The organism is Flagellimonas sp. S3867 (genome assembly GCF_014698935.1).
In the GTDB taxonomy this organism is placed as follows: domain Bacteria; phylum Bacteroidota; class Bacteroidia; order Flavobacteriales; family Flavobacteriaceae; genus Flagellimonas.
The window spans coordinates 106,381-128,567 of record NZ_JACVMN010000004.1 but is presented as its reverse complement, the minus strand read 5'-3'; the positions used below and the strand labels follow the sequence as shown (position 1 = coordinate 128,567).

Genomic DNA, 22,187 nt, shown 5'->3' with positions numbered 1-22,187 from the left:
CTATACATTCCGAACTGGGCCATACACAACAATTATTTAGAGAGCCTCTTCGGTCCAACTACTTTAGGTAAAAACATCTTCCCCCAAATTAAGGCTTGCTAAAGTATTTGGTATGAAAAAGGGCATAGTTCCAATTACAATTGTACTTATATTTTCCTGGACTATCGTTTCCGGACAAGATACCTATCGCGATGATTTTAGCTCAACCTCTTACACTAATAATAACGGAACTCAGAACTTCTCAGGCAATTGGGTTGAGGTTAGTGATGATGGAAGTGCAAGTGGAGGAAGAATTGAAATTGTTGGCAATGAATTGGAATTTAATAATCTTGATGGAAGAACGATAAGCAGACCACTTGATCTATCAGGTGTTTCAAATGCGGTCCTATCGTTGAATTATGACGCAACCTCAAGAGGAAATGAGTCCCTTTTGGTTCAACTGTGGAACGATAATACATCTTCGTATGAAACAGTTTTTACCATAAATAGCCCAATTACAAGTGCAATCACCCACGATTTAACCGCAGATCAGATTTCTGCCTCATCCTCTATCCGATTTGTAGGAGGGGATTCAGCCTGGAATACAAGCGAGACAATAACAGTGGATAACGTTTTGTTTGCAGCGGCTTCCTCAGGATGCGAAATATCAAGTTCATCTCCGGGCTCTGCAATAACTGATTTTGCTACACTGAATTCTAATTTAAGTGGTTTTTCCTCAGGAGTGATAACTGATGTAAACGTTACTTTGAACATCACCCACACATGGGATGCCGATTTAAATATTAGTTTAACCAGCCCAGGAGGGACCACTGTACTTTTATCAGATGACAATGGAGGTAGTGGAGATAATTACTCTGGTACAATCTTGGATGATGCTGCAGGTACAGCAATAACTGCCGGAACGGCTCCTTTTGCAGGAACCTTTAGTCCAGAAGGTAATCTTTCAGATTTCAATGGCGAAGACCCAAGCGGAACATGGACGCTGTCCATATTTGACGATGCTGGAGGAGATACAGGAACTTTACACGGTTTTTCCATTCATATTTGCAGTACCGCCGCCACACCTACAGATTTGGCAGTGACCAAAATCGTTGACAATGCTACACCTAAAGAAGGTAACGACGTGGTATATACACTATCTGTAGCCAATAATGGCCCTATAAATGCGACAAACGTCAGTCTTACAGACATTTTACCAGCGGGAGTAACATATGTAAGTGACGATGGCGCATATAACTCTGGTACAGGTGTTTGGACTATTGGCAATTTAAATAACGGATCAACAGCAACCTTAAATATTACCGCCAATGTAAATGGGGGAACAAGTGGAACAACCATTACAAATACAATTACTGTATTTAGCGCTGATCAAACGGATAGCAATACAACTGCTGATGATTTAAGTGAATCCATAGTGCCAACCGCAGACCAGCCTCCCGTACTTACGGTCACAGGAGATCAGGTCTATTGCCCCGGAACATCACAAACAATTGTAGAAACTATAAGTCTTACCGATCCAGATGATACTACAACGGATGCAGTTTATATTCAGATATCCTCAGGATATATTAACGGTGAAGATCTATTAAGTCTCACAGGTTCACATCCAAACATAACAGCATCATGGGATGTAGTGGAAGGAGAGCTTACACTCCAAGGACCAACCACTTTTGCGGAATTTGAAACAGCAATCTTGGCAGTAGAATACTCAAGCAGTGCAGGAAGCCCAACTGGTACCAGACAGTTTTCAATCACCCCAGGAACCGCTAATTTTTTACCTCCAACTGGCCATTATTACGAATTTATCGCCAACCCTGGGATCACATGGACAGCTGCTAGGGATGCAGCAGCACTAAGAACGTATTTTGGTTTACAAGGCTATCTGGCAACCTTAACATCCCAGGCCGAAGCAGATTTTTCCGGTTCCCAAGCTCAAGGAGTGGGGTGGATCGGAGGAAGTGATGCCACTACAGAAGGTGTTTGGAATTGGGTAACAGGTCCTGAAGCAGGAACTAACTTTTGGAATGGCGGTGTTGGTGGAAGCACACCTAATTTTGCCTTTTGGAATTCGGGAGAACCAAACAATGCTGGGAATGAAGATTACGCCCATATTACAGACCCCTCTGTAACCACAACTCCCGGTTCTTGGAATGATTTGCCCAATGCAGGAGGTGGAGGGCCATATGCTCCACAAGGATACATCGTGGAATATGGAGGAACTACTGGGGATCCAGTTTTGACCATTACAGGAGTTACAACGCTAACAGTTGACAATGTTGCACCCACAGCAAGCAATCCATCGCCGGTTACTGTATTTTGCTCTGCAGATATACCAGCTTCCGATATTACAGTTGTAACAGATGAAGCTGATAATTGTACAACCAACCCTGTGGTAACTTTCATTGGTGACTCTAGTGATGGAGGAAGCAACCCAGAAATCATCACAAGAACGTATAGAATTACAGACGACTCAGGAAATAGTGTAGACGTTACCCAAACAATTACGGTGAGTCCCATTACAATTGATACCCAACCCACCGATCAAATTGTTATCTTGGGTACCGATGGAACTTTTTCAACCATAACTTCCAATGCTGATACCTACCAATGGCAGGTAAGTACCAACGGAGGCGGTAGTTTTTCAAACATAGCTAATGGTTCAGAGTATTCAGGTGTAGATACAGCAACATTGACCATTTTGGCAGCAGGATCTGATAAACAAGGATACATTTATAGAGTAATTGTATCAAATTCTACGGGTTCTTGCCCTTCAATTACTTCTTCTAATGCTACCTTAACACTTAGGGTAAATAGTGTGATTACCAATCGAAGAATTACGTATCGAGTTAACAGGAATTAGCAACCTTTTTCTTAGAATATTTGAATTGGATTCAAGCATTTTTCTCATTGGTAAAATTCATTATTTACTTTTTTAACACTTATCCCACCCTTTGATAATACTGGTTTTATCGACCAATTACCTTCAGAAAATACGATTTTTTTAACATGATGACCTCAGGTTTTGATGGCTATACCTTCGGAATTAATACATACACAACAAATATTTTTCCCCCCTATAGGTAAAGGTAATTTTGTAAAGTGTAGTAGTGTTCAAAACGCTGAACAAGGAGATGCTACACGGAGAATAAGCATAAAAGATTACATAAAACACATACAGACAATGTCATTTAACGTTAACCCCATGAAAAAGAGCATTATAGTCATTGCGCTACTATTTTTCTCTGGATTTGTCTATTCGCAGACCACGGTAACTTTGCAAGATCAATGCAATTGTGAAGTGCTAAGTGGTACCGCAGTATCCAGTCCAGGAGCCGTTGCCCCAGGCGGTGCAGATACAGGAGATATTTATGTGAACACCAATACTGGTACCATCTATTTTTGGGATGGTGATTCTTGGGAATTAACCTCCACAGATGACCAGCAGCTTACCGGATTCACTTTCAATGGAGCTACAAACGAATTGACATTGACCTTGGAAAATGGGGGAAGTGTAAATGTCGATTTAAGCAGTCTAAGCGACACACTGACCGATACAAATACTACAATTACTTCTTTTGCAATAGATGGAACAAACACAAACTTGGTAATTACAGATTCCGAAACTAATACTTTTGCGGTTGCCTTGGCGGATATAGCAGCTCTGATTGATACTGACGACCAGACGGCCAGCGAGGTGAACATCACAGACGCGGGCGGCAACTTTACCGCCACCGAGGTAGAGGGAGCACTTGCAGAGCTTGCAGCGGGCAGCACCGATGACCAGAACATAGAGAGTTTGGGCGTTGATGTTGGAACAAATATACTTACGGTGGGCATCGAGGACGGTACCAGCCAGACGGTCGACCTATCACATTTGGACGATGCAGGTACCGATGACCAGAACATAGAGAGCCTTGGCGTTGACCTAGGCACGAACATACTTACGGTCGGTATCGAGGACGGTACCAGCCAGACGGTGGACCTGTCGCATCTGGACGATGCCGGAACGGACGACCAGACCGCCAGTGAGGTGAACATCACCGATGCCGGTGGCAACTTTACCGCCACGGAGGTGGAGGGCGCACTTGCGGAGCTTGCAGCGGGCAGCACGGACGACCAGAACATAGAGAGCCTTGGTGTGGACCTTGGAACGAACATATTGACCGTCGGTATCGAGGACGGTACGGCCCAGACGGTGGACCTATCACATCTGGACGATGCCGGAACCGACGACCAGATTGCATCCGAAGTGAACATCACCGATGCCGGAGGCAACTTTACCGCCACCGAGGTGGAGGGTGCACTTGCGGAGCTTGCAGCTGGCAGCACCGATGACCAGAACATAGAGAGCCTTGGTGTGGACCTTGGAACGAACATACTTACGGTCGGTATCGAGGACGGTACGGCCCAGACGGTGGACCTGTCCCATCTGGACGACAATGGAACGGACGATCAGACTGCATCCGAAGTGAACATCACGGACGCCGGAGGCAACTTTACCGCCACGGAGGTGGAGGGCGCACTTGCGGAGCTTGCAGCGGGCAGCACCGACGACCAGAACATCGAGAGCCTTGGCGTTGACCTTGGCACAAATATACTTACGGTCGGTATCGAGGACGGTACGGCCCAGACGGTGGACCTGTCACATCTGGACGATGCCGGAACCGACGACCAGACCGCCAGCGAGGTCAACATCACCGATGCCGGAGGCAACTTTACCGCCACGGAGGTCGAGGGAGCACTTGCGGAGCTTGCAGCGGGCAGCACGGACGACCAGAACATAGAGAGCCTTGGCGTTGACCTTGGAACAAATATACTTACAGTTGGTATCGAGGACGGTACCAGCCAGACGGTGGACCTGTCCCATTTGGACGATAATGGAACGGACGACCAGAACATCGAGAGTCTTGGCGTTGATGTTGGAACGAACATACTTACGGTCGGTATCGAGGACGGTACGGCCCAGACGGTGGACCTGTCGCATTTGGACGACAATGGAACGGACGACCAGACCGCCAGCGAGGTGAACATCACCGACGCCGGAGGCAACTTTACCGCCACGGAGGTAGAGGGCGCACTTGCAGAGCTTGCAGCGGGCAGCACGGATGACCAGAACATAGAGAGCCTTGGCGTTGACCTTGGAACGAACATACTTACGGTCGGTATCGAGGACGGTACTGCCCAAACGGTGGACCTGTCCCATTTGGACGATGCGGGAACTGACGACCAGAACATAGAGAGCCTTGGTGTGGACCTTGGCACGAACATACTTACGGTCGGTATCGAGGACGGTACGGCCCAGACGGTGGACCTGTCGCATCTGGACGATGCGGGAACGGACGACCAGACTGCCAGTGAGGTGAACATCACCGATGCCGGTGGCAACTTTACCGCCACGGAGGTCGAGGGCGCACTTGCGGAGCTTGCAGCGGGCAGCACCGATGACCAGAACATAGAGAGCCTTGGGGTAGACCTTGGAACGAACATACTTACGGTCGGTATCGAGGACGGTACGGCCCAGACGGTCGACCTGTCGCACTTGGACGATGCCGGAACGGACGACCAGAACATAGAGAGCCTTGGCGTTGACCTTGGCACGAACATATTGACAGTGGGTATCGAGGACGGTACCAGCCAAACGGTTGACCTATCGCACTTGGACGATGCCGGAACGGACGACCAGACTGCCAGCGAGGTGAACATCACCGATGCCGGAGGCAACTTTACCGCCACGGAGGTGGAGGGAGCACTTGCGGAACTTGCAGCGGGCAGCACGGACGACCAGAACATAGAGAGCCTTGGCGTTGACCTTGGAACAAATATACTTACAGTTGGTATCGAGGACGGTACCAGCCAGACGGTTGACCTGTCGCATCTGGACGATGCGGGAACCGACGACCAGAACATAGAGAGCCTTGGCGTTGATGTTGGAACGAACATATTGACCGTCGGTATCGAGGACGGTACGGCCCAGACGGTGGACCTATCGCATTTGGACGACAATGGAACGGACGACCAGACCGCCAGCGAGGTCAACATCACCGATGCCGGAGGCAACTTTACCGCCACGGAGGTCGAGGGCGCACTTGCGGAACTTGCAGCGGGCAGCACCGATGACCAGAACATAGAGAGCCTTGGCGTTGACCTTGGCACGAACATATTGACAGTGGGTATCGAGGACGGTACCAGCCAGACGGTGGACCTTTCCCATCTGGACGATGCCGGAACGGATGATCAGAACATCGACAACCTTTCCATTGTAGGGGGTGAGTTGAACATCTCATTGGAAGATGACGGTGTTGCGCCATCTACAGTTGATTTGATAAGCGGTAACGCTAACAATGATATTGCTGCAGGTACGGACGGGGGACTTTACCTTAATGTTTCATCGGTGACCATTTCGGAGACCATAACAACCTTGGCCGATAACCTTGATGGGACATATACCTATACAAGTGAGAATGGGACACCAACAACATTTATGGGCACCGACGACCAGACGGCAGCGGAAGTGAACATCACCGATGCAGGCGGCAACTTTACCGCCACGGAGGTCGAGGGAGCACTTGCGGAACTTGCAGCGGGCAGCACGGATGACCAGAACATAGAGAGCCTTGGCGTTGACCTTGGCACAAATATACTTACAGTGGGTATCGAGGACGGTACGGCCCAGACGGTCGACCTGTCACATCTGGATGATGCCGGAACGGACGACCAGACTGCCAGCGAGGTGAACATCACCGATGCCGGAGGCAACTTTACCGCCACGGAGGTGGAGGGAGCACTTGCGGAACTTGCAGCGGGCAGCACGGACGACCAGAACATAGAGAGCCTTGGCGTTGACCTTGGAACGAACATACTTACGGTCGGTATCGAGGACGGTACGGCCCAGACGGTGGACCTGTCCCATTTGGACGATGCGGGAACTGACGACCAGAACATAGAGAGCCTTGGCGTTGACCTTGGCACGAACATATTGACAGTGGGTATCGAGGACGGTACCAGCCAAACGGTTGACCTATCGCATCTGGATGATGCCGGAACGGACGACCAGACTGCCAGCGAGGTGAACATCACCGATGCCGGAGGCAACTTTACCGCCACGGAGGTGGAGGGAGCACTTGCGGAACTTGCAGCGGGCAGCACGGACGACCAGAACATAGAGAGCCTTGGCGTTGACCTTGGAACGAACATACTTACGGTCGGTATCGAGGACGGTACCAGCCAGACGGTGGACCTGTCCCATTTGGACGATAATGGAACGGACGACCAGAACATCGAGAGTCTTGGCGTTGATGTTGGAACGAACATACTTACGGTCGGTATCGAGGACGGTACGGCCCAGACGGTGGACCTGTCGCATTTGGACGACAATGGAACGGACGACCAGACCGCCAGCGAGGTGAACATCACCGACGCCGGAGGCAACTTTACCGCCACGGAGGTAGAGGGAGCACTTGCAGAGCTTGCAGCGGGCAGCACGGACGACCAGAACATAGAGAGCCTTGGTGTCGACCTTGGCACAAATATACTTACTGTCGGTATCGAGGACGGTACGGCCCAGACGGTGGACCTATCGCATCTGGACGATGCCGGAACGGACGACCAGACGGCCAGTGAGGTCAACATCACCGATGCGGGCGGCAACTTTACCGCCACGGAGGTGGAGGGCGCACTTGCGGAACTTGCAGCGGGCAGCACCGACGACCAGAACATAGAGAGCCTTGGTGTGGACCTTGGAACGAACATATTGACCGTCGGTATCGAGGACGGTACGGCCCAGACGGTGGACCTATCACATCTGGACGATGCCGGAACCGACGACCAGATTGCATCCGAAGTGAACATCACCGATGCCGGAGGCAACTTTACCGCCACCGAGGTGGAGGGCGCACTTGCGGAGCTTGCAGCGGGCAGCACCGACGACCAGAACATAGAGAGCCTTGGCGTTGACCTTGGCACGAACATACTTACGGTGGGCATCGAGGACGGTACGGCCCAGACGGTGGACCTGTCGCACTTGGACGATGCCGGAACGGACGACCAGAACATAGAGAGTTTGGGCGTTGACCTAGGCACGAACATATTGACCGTTGGTATCGAGGACGGTACCAGTCAGACGGTGGACCTGTCACATCTGGACGATGCAGGGACCGACGACCAGAACATAGAGAGCCTTGGTGTTGATGTTGGAACAAATATACTTACGGTGGGCATCGAGGACGGTACGGCCCAGACGGTGGACCTATCGCATCTGGACGACAATGGAACGGACGATCAGACGGCATCCGAAGTGAACATCACAGACGCTGGAGGCAACTTTGCCGCCACGGAGGTCGAGGGCGCGCTTGCAGAGCTTGCAGCGGGCAGCACGGACGACCAGAACATAGAGAGTTTGGGCGTTGACCTTGGCACAAATATACTTACAGTTGGTATCGAGGACGGTACGGCCCAGACGGTCGACCTGTCACATCTGGACGACAACGGAACGGACGACCAGACGGCCAGTGAGGTGAACATCACCGATGCCGGAGGCAACTTTACCGCCACGGAGGTGGAGGGCGCACTTGCGGAACTTGCAGCGGGCAGCACCGACGACCAGAACATCGAGAGCCTTGGCGTTGACCTTGGCACAAATATACTTACGGTCGGTATCGAGGACGGTACGGCCCAGACGGTGGACCTATCGCATTTGGACGACAATGGAACGGACGACCAGACCGCCAGCGAGGTTAACATCACCGATGCCGGAGGCAACTTTACCGCCACGGAGGTCGAGGGCGCACTTGCGGAGCTTGCAGCTGGCAGCACGGACGACCAGAACATAGAGAGCCTTGGCGTTGACCTTGGCACAAATATACTTACAGTTGGTATCGAGGACGGTACTGCCCAAACGGTGGACCTATCGCACTTGGACGATGCCGGAACGGACGACCAGACGGCCGCTGAGGTGAACATCACCGATGCCGGTGGCAACTTTACCGCCACGGAGGTGGAGGGCGCGCTTGCAGAGCTTGCAGCGGGCAGCACGGACGACCAGAACATAGAGAGCCTTGGTGTGGACCTTGGCACGAACATACTTACGGTCGGTATCGAGGACGGTACGGCCCAGACGGTGGACCTGTCCCATTTGGACGACGCCGGAACGGATGATCAGAACATCGACAACCTTTCCATTGTAGGGGGTGAGTTGAACATCTCATTGGAAGATGACGGTGTTGCGCCATCTACAGTTGATTTGATAAGCGGTAACGCTAACAATGATATTGCTGCAGGTACGGACGGGGGACTTTACCTTAATGTTTCATCGGTGACCATTTCGGAGACCATAACAACCTTGGCCGATAACCTTGATGGGACATATACCTATACAAGTGAGAATGGGACACCAACAACATTTACGGGCACCGACGACCAGACGGCAGCGGAAGTGAACATCACCGATGCCGGAGGCAACTTTACCGCCACGGAGGTCGAGGGCGCACTTGCGGAGCTTGCAGCGGGCAGCACCGATGACCAGAACATAGAGAGCCTTGGCGTTGACCTAGGCACGAACATACTTACGGTCGGTATCGAGGACGGTACGGCCCAGACGGTGGACCTATCGCATCTGGACGATGCCGGAACGGACGATCAGACGGCATCCGAAGTCAACATCACCGATGCGGGCGGCAACTTTACCGCCACGGAGGTCGAGGGTGCACTTGCAGAACTTGCAGCTGGCAGCACCGATGACCAGAACATAGAGAGCCTTGGTGTGGACCTTGGAACGAACATATTGACAGTTGGTATCGAGGACGGTACGGCCCAGACGGTGGACCTATCGCATCTGGACGATGCAGGTACTGACGACCAGAACATAGAGAGCCTTGGTGTGGACCTTGGCACAAATATACTTACTGTTGGTATCGAGGACGGTACGGCCCAGACGGTGGACCTGTCACATCTGGACGATGCCGGAACCGACGACCAGATTGCATCCGAAGTGAACATCACCGATGCCGGAGGCAACTTTACCGCCACCGAGGTGGAGGGTGCACTTGCGGAGCTTGCAGCTGGCAGCACCGATGACCAGAACATAGAGAGCCTTGGTGTGGACCTTGGAACGAACATATTGACCGTCGGTATCGAGGACGGTACGGCCCAGACGGTGGACCTGTCCCATCTGGACGACAATGGAACGGACAATCAGACTGCATCCGAAGTGAACATCACGGACGCCGGAGGCAACTTTACCGCCACGGAGGTCGAGGGCGCACTTGCGGAACTTGCAGCGGGCAGCACGGACGACCAGAACATCGAGAGCCTTGGCGTTGACCTTGGCACGAACATATTGACCGTCGGCATCGAGGACGGTACCAGCCAGACGGTCGACCTATCACATTTGGACGATGCAGGTACCGATGACCAGAACATAGAGAGTTTGGGCGTTGACCTTGGCACAAATATACTTACAGTTGGTATCGAGGACGGTACGGCCCAGACGGTCGACCTGTCACATCTGGACGATGCCGGAACGGACGACCAGACTGCCAGCGAAGTGAACATCACCGATGCCGGAGGCAACTTTACCGCCACGGAGGTCGAGGGAGCACTTACGGAGCTTGCAGCCGGAAGCACGGACGACCAGAACATAGAGAGTTTGGGCGTTGACCTTGGCACAAATATACTTACAGTTGGTATCGAGGACGGCACTGGCCAGACGGTGGACCTATCGCACTTGGACGATGCCGGAACGGACGACCAGACGGCCGCTGAGGTGAACATCACCGATGCCGGTGGCAACTTTACCGCCACGGAGGTGGAGGGCGCACTTGCAGAGCTTGCAGCGGGCAGCACCGATGACCAGAACATAGAGAGCCTTGGTGTGGACCTTGGCACAAATATACTTACGGTCGGTATCGAGGACGGTACGGGCCAGACGGTGGACCTGTCGCATCTGGACGATGCGGGAACTGACGACCAGACCGCCAGTGAGGTGAACATCACCGATGCCGGAGGCAACTTTACCGCCACGGAGGTCGAGGGCGCACTTGCAGAGCTTGCAGCTGGCAGCACGGATGACCAGAACATAGAGAGTTTGGGCGTTGACCTTGGCACGAACATACTTACGGTCGGTATCGAGGACGGTACGGCCCAGACGGTCGACCTGTCACATCTGGACGACAACGGAACGGACGACCAGACGGCCAGTGAGGTGAACATCACCGATGCCGGAGGCAACTTTACCGCCACGGAGGTCGAGGGCGCACTTGCGGAGCTTGCAGCGGGCAGCACGGATGACCAGAACATAGAGAGCCTTGGCGTTGACCTTGGCACGAACATATTGACGGTGGGCATCGAGGACGGTACCAGCCAGACGGTCGACCTATCACATTTGGACGATGCCGGAACGGACGACCAGAACATAGAGAGTTTGGGCGTTGACCTTGGCACAAATATACTTACAGTTGGTATCGAGGACGGTACGGCCCAGACGGTCGACCTGTCACATCTGGACGACAACGGAACGGACGACCAGACGGCTAGCGAGGTGAACATCACCGATGCCGGAGGCAACTTTACCGCCACGGAGGTCGAGGGTGCACTTGCGGAACTTGCAGCTGGCAGCACGGACGACCAGAACATAGAGAGCCTTGGCGTTGACCTTGGCACGAACATATTGACCGTCGGTATCGAGGACGGTACGGCCCAGACGGTGGACCTATCACATCTGGACGATGCCGGAACGGACGATCAGACGGCATCCGAAGTGAACATCACCGATGCCGGAGGCAACTTTACCGCCACGGAGGTCGAGGGCGCACTTGCAGAACTTGCAGCCCAGACAGATGATGATGTAAGCATAACAAATACTGTGGCTGGTAATCGAATAGCTACAATATCTGAGACAGGAATTACAGCTGTAGATATAAATGAAACAGTAACATCTTTATCCCAAAATACTTCAACAGGAGTAATCAGCTATACTGATGAAGATGGGGGAGCCGCTGAAACAGCCAATGTTGTAAGCACTGATGTTAACAATGAACTTACGGTTGGAGCAGATGGTGGAGCATCCTTTGAAATGACAGATTTGGATGTAGATGGTGATGGTGCATCGGAAGCCACTGTGGATGCTGCTATGGCTGATATTGCCAAGGTAACTGCAACAGCTGGAAGAATTTTCTATCCTCCATCGATAGCGGTAGATGCATCAACCACGGGAATAAAGAATATCGACTTATATCAAGAATACCTTGATCAATTTGGAACACCTACAGCATCAAGTGCAGGTGCTCCGGCAGCCATACCAACATATGCTGCATCTGATTTGTATTATTATGTCACTTATGCGGACCCGACGGTTTTTGAAACAGATTCTGGCGACCCAAACTTTATGACAATTGATGCAAGCGGTAATCTAACTATTGAAGTCGAGAATTTGCCAACGGATTACAATTCATTGATCAATGTGGTATTTGTAGTTAAGTAATAATAATAAAGACTATATAAAAAGTTGAAATCAAATATTCTACATAAGTCTTTATTTATAGGGTTGTTCGTACTTCTCTTTGGTATGAACGCTGCAAGTGCTCAGTTTTTACTGCAAGCCCCAAGTGGAGGAGGCGAGAGTAATTACCAGTGGTTTGAAGCTTCGGATTTGGGAACGGTATTAAGCACCAATTCCTTTTATGAAGCCACTCAGCCAGGGGTTTATTTTGCAACCTATGATGGAACCCTTTGCGGCTCCAATGCAACAGGGTACTTTATTTTAACGGATTGTAGAGCGCCGGATAACCAGGTGACGATGGATATTTCTGCAAGTATTCCTTCAGGAGCTGCGGTTAGTTGGAGTCCTCCCTTGGCTGGAGATCAGACACAACCTACTGTGACAAGCACCGCTGCGGTGGCCAGATATACAGCAACAATTACAAAAGCTGGAAATACAAGCGAACTTCCAAGATTCACGGTAGTTTGTATGATTGAGGCTGCGACACTTGTTGATGATTTGATTGCTGTGGATGAAGACAGTTCGGTAGTGGTTCCAATTTATGCCAATGACACCGACTTACCTTCCACAGGCACCCTTACGACAACAAATCCTGCAAATGGAACAGTATCCATTAACGATAATGGAACTCCTAATGACCCATCGGATGATATAGTTACCTACACTCCGAATGCAGATTATAATGGAACAGATACTTTTGACTATACGGTTTGTACATCTACCGGAGCATGTAGCACAGCAACGGTAACAGTTGATGTACTTCCTATAGTGGATGCATTGGATGACTCAGTGGCCACAGATCAAGATGTTCCAATAGATATCGATATTTTGGCCAACGATAATGACCTTCCTACTGCTGGAACATTGACATCAACTACACCAACAAATGGTGTTTTGGTAATCAATGATAATGGCACGCCGGGCAATCCATCTGACGATTTTATAACATATACTCCGGATCCTGGGTATTTAGGACCGGATTCCTTTGACTATACGATTTGTGATACTAGTGGAAATTGCAGTACAGCTACGGTAACCATATTGGTGAACGTTCCGTCAGTCAACTTGGATGCCGATAACGATGGTATTGTTGACAGTTTTGAAGATTTAAATACTGATAACGACAATGATCCGTCGACCAACCCTACCGATACCGATGTAGATGGAATTCCTGATTACCTGGATATTGATAGCGATAATGACGGTATCCCCGATAATGTGGAAGCTCAACCCACAATCGGATATATTGCACCAAGTTTGGTGGATACCAATGATAATGGACTTGACGATGCTTATGAAAATGGTGGAAATATTGGTTTGATTCCAGTTGATACCGAAGGTGATGGGATTCCAGATTATGTTGATCTAGACAGTGATGATGACAATATTCCTGATAATATAGAAGGACATGACCAAAATCAAGATGGAATAGCAGATGTAACTATTATTGGCTCGGATAAAGATAATGACGGTCTTGATGACGCCTATGAAGGCAGTACTGTAATCGACATAGATGTCAATGATGAGATTGATGACCCAAGCACCAACTTAATGGATACTGACTCCGATGGTGAATTGGATTATAGAGACTCAGATGACGATGATGACGGTATTGAAACTATAGACGAAGACATAGATCTCGATGGAAACTACGCCAATGATGATTCTGACGAAGATGGAATACCAAACTATCTAGATCCAGACCTAGGGCCAACGCAAGTAGATCCAATCGATGTTATAAATGTAATAACGCCAAATGGTGATGGCATACACGATGTGCTCACCATCAGAAATTTAGAAGATTATCCAAACAACACAGTAAAAATTTATAACAGGTGGGGTGTGCAGGTCTATATGACCAAGGCCTACAACACCAGCGGAAATGTCTTTGACGGCACTTCCGAAGGAAGGGTAACGGTTAACAAAGACAACAAGCTTCCGGTGGGTACATATTTCTATATTATAGATTATGAAGACCCCAACGGAAACATGAAACAACTTTCTGGTTACCTATACATTAACAGATAAAGATTACTGCACTGTGGAAAGAAGGGATATGGCAAAGAAAATTAGATTACTGATATCAATAGTGGTATTTGGTTTTGGAATTATGGTCCAAGCACAGCAAGATGCCCAATATACCCAGTATATGTACAATACCGTAAGTGTGAATCCGGCCTATGCCGGTTCAAGAGGGCATTTAAGCATTGCAGGGTTATATCGCAACCAATGGTTGGGATTGGATGGAGCTCCTGAAACGCAGACCTTGAACATACATACTCCTTTGGGTTATAGAGGTGTTGGTTTGGGGATTTCTGTGGTAAATGATAAGATAGGACCAACTTCTGAGACTTACTTTGATGTTGATTTTTCATATACCATCCGCACTTCAGTAGATGGGAAACTTAGTTTCGGATTAAAAGGAAGCGCTCATATGCTGGATATCCGATACTCTGAACTCGATGAATTTGATATAGATCCACAATTGCAGTCACAACAGGATATTCAAAACAAGTTTTCTCCAAATATTGGAGCAGGAGTCTATTATCACGCTGAACGATTTTATACCGGAATTTCGGTGCCACGATTACTGGAAACCACGCATTTTGATGAAGCTTCCATATCTACAGCGACAGAGCAGATAAATTTATATTTTATTACGGGATATGTGTGGGATTTGAATCCGTTCTTGAAATTTAAGCCCACGATATTGACAAAAATGGTGAAAGGAGCTCCTTTGCAGGCAGATATATCTGCCAATTTTATGCTCAACGAAAAGTTCGTCGGGGGAGTTGCTTACCGTTGGGATGCTGCATTTAGTGGTCTAGTTGGGTTCCGATTATCCGACGAAATGTTCATTGGTATTGCCTATGATCGTGAAATCACGGATTTAGGAGCAGCAACCTTCAACGATGGGTCTTTTGAAATTATATTGAGATACGATTTTCTTAAGAATGTGGGTAATTTAAAATCTCCTCGATTCTTTTAGAATTCCCAAGTTTAAGAACATTTTAGCCTACACATCCAAATAATTCCTGACAAACGTCATATTTTTGCTCCATGGAAGAGGAAAATGTGATTTTGGTCAACGAAGCCGATGAGCCCATTGGTGTAATGCCAAAACTGGAAGCCCATGAAAAAGCGGTTTTGCATAGAGCTTTTTCCGTGTTTATTATGAACCACAAAGGGCAGACCATGTTACAACAGAGAGCGAAAGATAAATATCACTCCCCTTTGTTATGGACCAATACCTGTTGTAGTCACCAAAGAGAAGGAGAAAACAATATTGAAGCAGGAAAAAGACGGTTACAAGAAGAAATGGGCTTTCAAACCGAACTTAAAGAATTATTTTCTTTTATCTACAAAGCACCTTTTGATAATGGTCTTACCGAACATGAACTGGATCATGTAATGCTAGGGAGTTATGAAGATTCTCCAAAGATAAACATAGAAGAGGTTGAGGCATGGAAGTGGATGTATCCATCGGATATTAAAAACGACATTACCGTAAATCCAAATCAGTATACCGCTTGGTTCAAAATTATTTTTGACCGCTTTTATGATCACATAACCAACGCCAATTCGAAAATATGAGCATAAAGGTTAGCAGAAAGGCGAGTTTTAACGCCGCGCACAGGTTATTCCGAAGAGATTGGGATGAAGAAAAAAACCAACAGGTGTTTGGAAAATGCAGTTATCCCAACTACCATGGTCATAATTACGATCTTATTGTAAGCGTAGAGGGAGAGATAGATAAGGAAACCGGATTTGTGATGGATTTGAAAGTACTCAAGGACTTGATCAAGGAACATGTGGAGGAAGCATTAGATCATAAAAATCTTAATACGGATGTTCCCGAGTTTAAGAATTTAAATCCGACTGCAGAAAATATTGCTGTGGTCATCTGGGATAAACTTAGACCCCATATTGAACAAACCAATAAATTGGAGGTGGTGCTTTATGAAACACCTCGTAACTTTGTAACCTATTCCGGCTAAAAAATGACCCTATATCCATTAAAATTTCAACCTATCCTAAAGGAACGCCTTTGGGGAGGAACCAAACTTAAAGATGTTCTTGGAAAACCAATAGAAAGTGATATTACCGGCGAAAGTTGGGAGCTTTCAGGAGTGAGTGGTGATATTTCTGAGGTCTCGGAAGGTGAGCTCAAAGGAACTTCATTAAAAACTTTGATAGCAACTGAAGCAGAAAATTTATTGGGAAAAAGCGTAGTGGAACGTTTTGGAAGCAATTTTCCAATTCTTATCAAGTTTATAGATGCCAAACAAGACCTTTCCATACAACTTCATCCAAATGATAAATTGGCCAAGACCAGGCACGATTCCTTTGGAAAAACTGAAATGTGGTATGTAATGGATGCAGACCCTGGGGCACAACTGATTGTTGGCTTCAATAAGGATGTTGACAAAAAAGAATATGTGGAGAGTTTGGAAAATGACAGCCTGCTCAACCTTTTAAACTATGAAGAAGTTATCGAAGGGGATACTTTTTTCATCAACACAGGTAAAATTCATGCTATTGGTGCTGGGGTTTTGTTGGCGGAGATTCAACAGACTTCCGATATTACGTATAGAGTATTCGATTTTAATCGTCGTGACAAGGAGGGTAATTTGCGCGAATTGCATACGCAGCTTGCGATAGATGCTATAGATTATTCTAAAAAGGACGACTTCAAGGTAAAATACTCCACCGAAAGTGACCAGGTCAATACCATGGTAGACTGCCCGTATTTTAAAACCAATATTTTAGACCTTACAAGATCCATATACCAAGATATATCTGAGCGTGATTCATTTACAATTTTCATGTGTGTGGGAGGAGAAGCCGAAATTAAAAACGATTGGGGCAAAACGTTGATTAAAAAAGGTCAAACCGTTTTGGTGGCTGCTTCAAGCACCTTCATTGAAATAAGCACCAATGGTGCAAAACTTTTAGAAGTTACCATTTAATATTACCTTTGAAAAAAATTTCAGTATGGCAAGTATTCGTGATCTAAAAAAAGACGTCAATTTTGTTTTGGGAGATATCATTGAAGCGGTTTACCTTTGGGAAGCAGGCTCCAATAATGTTAACTCAAAAGAAGGGAATGCTCTTATAGACAAAGCCATTTCCGTTTTTGATGATCTTATGGGTAAAATACACCAGAAGGATGTGGACAACAGTAAAGCGCATTTTAAGGATATACGGGTTCAACTGGAAGACAAAGCCACGAAGCTAATTGAACAGCTGAACAAGCTTTCCAACTAAGTTCAATTTATTTACCTAAGTAATTTTTAAGGGCTTTTCCATATTTGGAAGCAGCTACTTCTGTGGACAGGGTTCCATAAATCGAATCCAAGTATTTCGGATTGGCATCATTAGCCTGTGTCAATAACACATAAGGCGTCACATGAGAATCTCCATTGTTTAAACCAAAATTGAGGATGTATCGATATCGTGAGATAATGTTGCGATCTATTGTTTTTTGCAATGAATCCAGTGAAATTGATTCTTCCGGATTCTCTGTAGACTGAGCTTGTTGGATAAGCTCCAATTCCTTGATATTGAAGTTGGAAATCATAGCATTGAATTCCTCAAACTTTTCATGACTTTCAGAACCATATATTTCAGGATCAATATCAAAGGTATTCCAGGATGTGTTGATGGTAATTTCCCCTGATTCCCCGAAAAAGATAATACGATCATTGATGTCGTTATTGTCCTGTTTTTTTAGGTAGAGGTAAAATACTTCAGGACTTTCCACTTCTTCGGAAAAAGCAAAGTTGCCATCACCTTCAATCTCCAACGAATCCAAGGCAACCAATGCAGAATCTTGAAAATGCTGTAAAAACAAAGTACCTTTTTTAAGCCCTTTGATATTACCTGACACGGTCATGGTATTGCCAGTGTTTGAATCACATGAAGCAACAAATATTGTGATACCCAATAGAAATAAAATCCTCTTCATTTTATAATTTTAGCGAGGCAAATATCAAAAATATTTATGGATTATATAACCGAAAATAATTCCAATAAGGAAAATCTAGTGTTTTTATTAGCTTATACTTTTAAGAGACTCTTATGTTTTAGGAATCTCTTTTATGCTATGTGTCTCATTTTTCTCTTTTTAGTGTTATCGAATTTTTTGAGTTGAACTCCTCTGGTCTGATATTTTCAAAGTTGGTGCCTATCAGTATTGTGTCCCTATCTATTAGCTTTAATATACATAGCAATTTGGCGTTCTCCTCAGTTTCAATATTTGTAATTATAAAATCAAGATAATAAGTGTCATCAATGTTATGGGAAATTTCATAAGTCATTTTTCCTTTTTCTCCACGAAAAAGAAACTCTTTTCCCCCAAAAATCTGCCCATTTGCTGCAAATTCGGCATATCCATTATCGTCAAAAAGGAAATATTCAATTTTTACATGATCTTCTGCAACCCACTTTCCTGCAAATTGGTTATAAGTGTTATCGGTTACAAACCAAATTTGGGTAGTGACCATTAAAAAGATAAAAAGATATTTCATAATTGTTTTTTCGCCTATAAAGGATGGTATGCTATTTCAGATTCCAATTGATAATCTTCCAAAAGAGCCAAACTTTTTCGAATTGATTGGAAATCTGAATCCAAATGCAATCCAGTTTTTATGGTTTTAATGGCTTTTTGCGATTCACCAAGTTTATAATAGGTCAATCCTAATTGTAGCTGGGCATCCGGAAGGTTTTCTTGCTTTTGAATTGCCGTGCTCGTATGATGAAAAGCTTGGGCATATCTTTTTTGAACGTAGAGCTCCTTACTTAACTTAAGATGATTTGTGGCTGAAGGATTGTTTCTGGTTTCTTCCTCTAAGATTGTGAGAACGGTTTTCTTTCTCTGCGCAATCTCTAAATACTTTAGGGAATGGTCGATATTGGTTTTACTTCGTATTACCTCTTTCGCCAGTTTTTCAAGTTGCTCCCAATGCTGTGTTTGATGATAGACCTCCATCAATAAACTTTCGGATTCACCAAAAGCGGGAGAAATAGCAATTGCTTTTATCAAATGTTCTTCAGCTTCTGAATACTTGCCTTCTGTAAGCAAAAACCTTGCATGATTGTTTAGATATTGCAGATTGTTCGGTTCTTGTTGGCAAGCAGTTCTAAGATGGTGCTCCAAAACTTGTGAGGCCCGCTGTAGGTTTTGCAGCGCTTCTAAATTGGAATGTAATTGCTCATTATTTGGATTATGATCAAGTGCCAATTTCAACAAATCTTCTGCATGGGTATAGGTGAGGGAATTTTTGGAGGACATGTTATAAAAATCTATCCAAGTATTATCCGTTGGAGAGGTGTTTGTTGAAAATAGATAATAAATCACACAAGACAGAACATAGAACAAAAATAAAAGCAAACTTATTCCTTTGTTATTATTTGATATGAATTTGCCGCTTTCCATGGACCAATATTGGAAATTGCCGTTGCTAAAACGTTTAGCTGCAATTTGTCATTATTGACCAAGGTATGGCAAGACTCAATTCATATAGGCGGCCGTTTTATGTAAGCCGGTTTTGGGTTGATGAATCGACGAAAATGATAAGTATTTGCCGTTACATCTACATTGTTGAAGCCACTTCCATCAGTAAAGCACATAAATAGGCCCCGGCCGTACCAACCACGTAACCAAATACTGCAAGCAATATGCCCACGGATGTCAAAGACGGGTGAAACTCGGCTGCTACAACAGGCGCTGAAGCTGCACCTCCAACATTGGCCTGACTTCCGACGGCAAGAAAGAAGTAAGGTGCTTTTATGAGTTTGGCAACCAAAATCAAAAGACCTGCATGTATAGTAATCCAAATAAGTCCGACCACTATTAAACCTGGGTTTTCCATCACCCGGCCTAAATCCATTTTCATTCCGATGGTCGCCACAAGAATATAAATGAACATGCCGCCAACTTTACTGGCTCCAGCTCCTTCGTAGTTTTTAGCCTTTGTAAAGGAAAGTCCAATACCAATGGCAGTAGCAAACACAACCATCCATAGAAATTTAGAGCCTAAGGATGACAATATTTTTTCTTTGTTTCGGATAACCTCAAAATTGTTTTCCAGAAATCCAGCAAAGTGATGCCCTAAAAAATGCGCAATTCCTACTCCTGCAAAAGCATATAGAAGCATCATCATAAAATCATGGAGCGAAGTTACCCTGGCAATTTTTGCTGTATGGGTAGACACTTTTTCCTTTAATTCTTCAATAGAAGAGGTGTCGGCCTTGAGCCAACGATCAATCTTTTTGGTCTTACCTATTCCCAACAAAAGAATGGCCATCCATAGATTGGCCATTACAATATCGACCAGCACCATTTTTGAGAATTCTTTTGGGTTGTATTGGAAGACTTCTAACATGGCCGCTTGATTTGCCCCGCCACCTATCCAGCTACCAGCGATTGTGGAAAGTCCGCGCCAAACAGCATCGAAACCATTTCCCCCGACTGTTTCCGGAGAAAAAATGGAAACAATGAGAATAGCAACTGGACCTCCAATAATAATTCCAGCCGTACCGGTCAAAAACATGATCAAAGCTTTGGAACCAAGGTTCGCAATGGCTTTTAAATCGATACTCAGCGTCATTAGAATAAGAGCCGCAGGCAGTAAATATCGACTCGCAATATAATAGGTTTGGGATTTGGTTTCATCTACAATCCCTGTGCTTGCAAGGATTGCCGGCAATAAGTAACACATGAGCACCGTGGGAACAATGGCGTAAAACTTTTTCCAAAAACCTCTTTTTATGGAAGAAGTATAAAAAACAAAACCTAAACAAAGACAAAGGAGACCGAAGATTACGGTGTCTTCGGTAAATGGTAGTTGGTTCATAAAATTTTAAATAGCGGTAGCTTCAAATATAGGAAAATCACAGATGGTCTTTGATAAATTGGGCCACGCCGTGTTCTTTGTTGCTTAAGGTTACTTTGTTTGCAGCTTCTTTGGCCTCTTTGCGGGCATTGGACACTGCTACACCAAAACCTACACTCCGCAGCATTTCAACATCGTTATAATTATCGCCAAAGGCGATTACCTCTTTTAAGGTTTCCTCTGGTTTTAAAATTGACTTTATACCAGATAATTTTGAGGAAGACTTTGGAGCAATTTCAATCAAGGTGTCATTGGACCGGTAAGAATTCATCTCAGATGAAAAATCGGTATCCAAAATTAAACTTAGTCCATCAATATTCTCCTTACTGCCCATGAGCATAATTTTATGTACTCCTAAATTTTCGTTTTGCCACTTTTTTAATGTGATCTGAGTCGGTTCAAAAGTGGGTTTGACTTTGGTGTTAAAGATTTCTTTTTCCACCCTTTCAGATGTTTCTGAAACAAACCAATCGTCATGCCTGTAAAGTCCCAACCGAATATTTTGGTCCATGCAAATCGTATGTAGTGCTAAGGTTTTTGCTATGGGAATAGTGGTATTGTGAAGTACTTTGCCTTTTTCTAATATTAACGCTCCATTATACGAGATTATGGGATGTTCTTCAATACCCATTCGTTTTTGAAGGTAAGTAATGGACTTTGGCATTCTTGCGGAAACCAGAATAACACGGGTTCGATGCTTTATTCGATTGATTTGGGAAATGGTAAATTCGGAAACATCGTTTTTTGTGGACAGTAGGGTTCCGTCCAAATCTGAACAAAGAATTTTAAAATTCATC

Annotated in this window: 13 protein-coding genes; 8 read left to right on the top strand and 5 right to left on the bottom strand. The window is 46.1% G+C overall.

Annotated features, from left to right (window positions below):
* Positions 1–112: 112 nt before the first annotated feature.
* From IAG46_RS16670 to IAG46_RS16635, 8 genes are all read left to right on the top strand, one after another.
* A complete protein-coding gene (locus IAG46_RS16670) occupies positions 113–2,860 on the top strand; it encodes a proprotein convertase P-domain-containing protein (protein ID WP_190811532.1) in 2,748 nt (915 codons plus the stop codon).
* A 342-nt stretch (positions 2,861–3,202) separates the two neighbouring features.
* Positions 3,203–12,475: a hypothetical protein gene (locus IAG46_RS16665; RefSeq protein ID WP_190811531.1), complete on the top strand. Its 9,273-nt coding sequence runs from the start codon at positions 3,203–3,205 to the stop codon at positions 12,473–12,475.
* An 84-nt stretch (positions 12,476–12,559) separates the two neighbouring features.
* The gene (locus IAG46_RS16660) at positions 12,560–14,521 is read left to right on the top strand and encodes a gliding motility-associated C-terminal domain-containing protein (protein ID WP_190811530.1); all 1,962 of its coding nucleotides are present in this window, start codon (positions 12,560–12,562) and stop codon (positions 14,519–14,521) included.
* Positions 14,522–14,549: 28 nt separating this feature from the next.
* Positions 14,550–15,482, top strand: a complete 933-nt coding sequence (locus tag IAG46_RS16655) for a type IX secretion system membrane protein PorP/SprF (protein ID WP_190811529.1) — start codon at positions 14,550–14,552, stop codon at positions 15,480–15,482.
* A gap of 71 nt (positions 15,483–15,553) precedes the next feature.
* The gene (gene idi / locus IAG46_RS16650; protein WP_190811528.1) at positions 15,554–16,087 is read left to right on the top strand and encodes an isopentenyl-diphosphate Delta-isomerase; all 534 of its coding nucleotides are present in this window, start codon (positions 15,554–15,556) and stop codon (positions 16,085–16,087) included.
* Positions 16,084–16,491 (top strand): 6-carboxytetrahydropterin synthase, encoded by a 408-nt coding sequence (locus IAG46_RS16645; RefSeq protein WP_190811527.1) that lies wholly within the window; start codon positions 16,084–16,086, stop codon positions 16,489–16,491. Before idi ends, IAG46_RS16645 begins: the two co-directional genes overlap by 4 nt.
* 3 nt (positions 16,492–16,494) lie before the next feature.
* A complete protein-coding gene (locus IAG46_RS16640) occupies positions 16,495–17,463 on the top strand; it encodes a type I phosphomannose isomerase catalytic subunit (RefSeq protein ID WP_190811526.1) in 969 nt (322 codons plus the stop codon).
* A gap of 25 nt (positions 17,464–17,488) precedes the next feature.
* Entirely contained in the window at positions 17,489–17,761 is a 273-nt protein-coding gene (locus tag IAG46_RS16635) for a hypothetical protein (protein WP_190811525.1), read from the top strand.
* 7 nt (positions 17,762–17,768) lie between these two features.
* Here the strand turns inward: IAG46_RS16635 and IAG46_RS16630 are convergent, their stop codons facing one another.
* The 5 genes from IAG46_RS16630 to IAG46_RS16610 form a co-directional block, all read right to left on the bottom strand.
* Entirely contained in the window at positions 17,769–18,461 is a 693-nt protein-coding gene (locus IAG46_RS16630; protein ID WP_190811524.1) for a DUF4369 domain-containing protein, read from the bottom strand.
* A 145-nt stretch (positions 18,462–18,606) separates the two neighbouring features.
* Positions 18,607–19,023 carry a hypothetical protein gene (locus IAG46_RS16625; protein ID WP_190811523.1) on the bottom strand — a complete coding sequence of 139 codons (417 nt, stop codon included), beginning with the start codon at positions 19,021–19,023 and terminating at the stop codon, positions 18,607–18,609.
* Positions 19,024–19,037: 14 nt separating this feature from the next.
* On the bottom strand, positions 19,038–19,787 hold the full coding sequence (locus IAG46_RS16620) for a lipopolysaccharide assembly protein LapB (protein ID WP_223826742.1): 750 nt from the start codon (positions 19,785–19,787) through the stop codon (positions 19,038–19,040).
* Positions 19,788–20,088: 301 nt separating this feature from the next.
* Complete coding sequence (locus IAG46_RS16615) at positions 20,089–21,351, bottom strand: DUF819 domain-containing protein (RefSeq protein ID WP_190811521.1); 1,263 nt, start codon at positions 21,349–21,351, stop codon at positions 20,089–20,091.
* Positions 21,352–21,388: 37 nt separating this feature from the next.
* Positions 21,389–22,186, bottom strand: coding sequence for an HAD family hydrolase (locus IAG46_RS16610; RefSeq protein ID WP_190811520.1), 798 nt, complete (start codon positions 22,184–22,186; stop codon positions 21,389–21,391).
* Position 22,187: the final 1 nt, after the last annotated feature.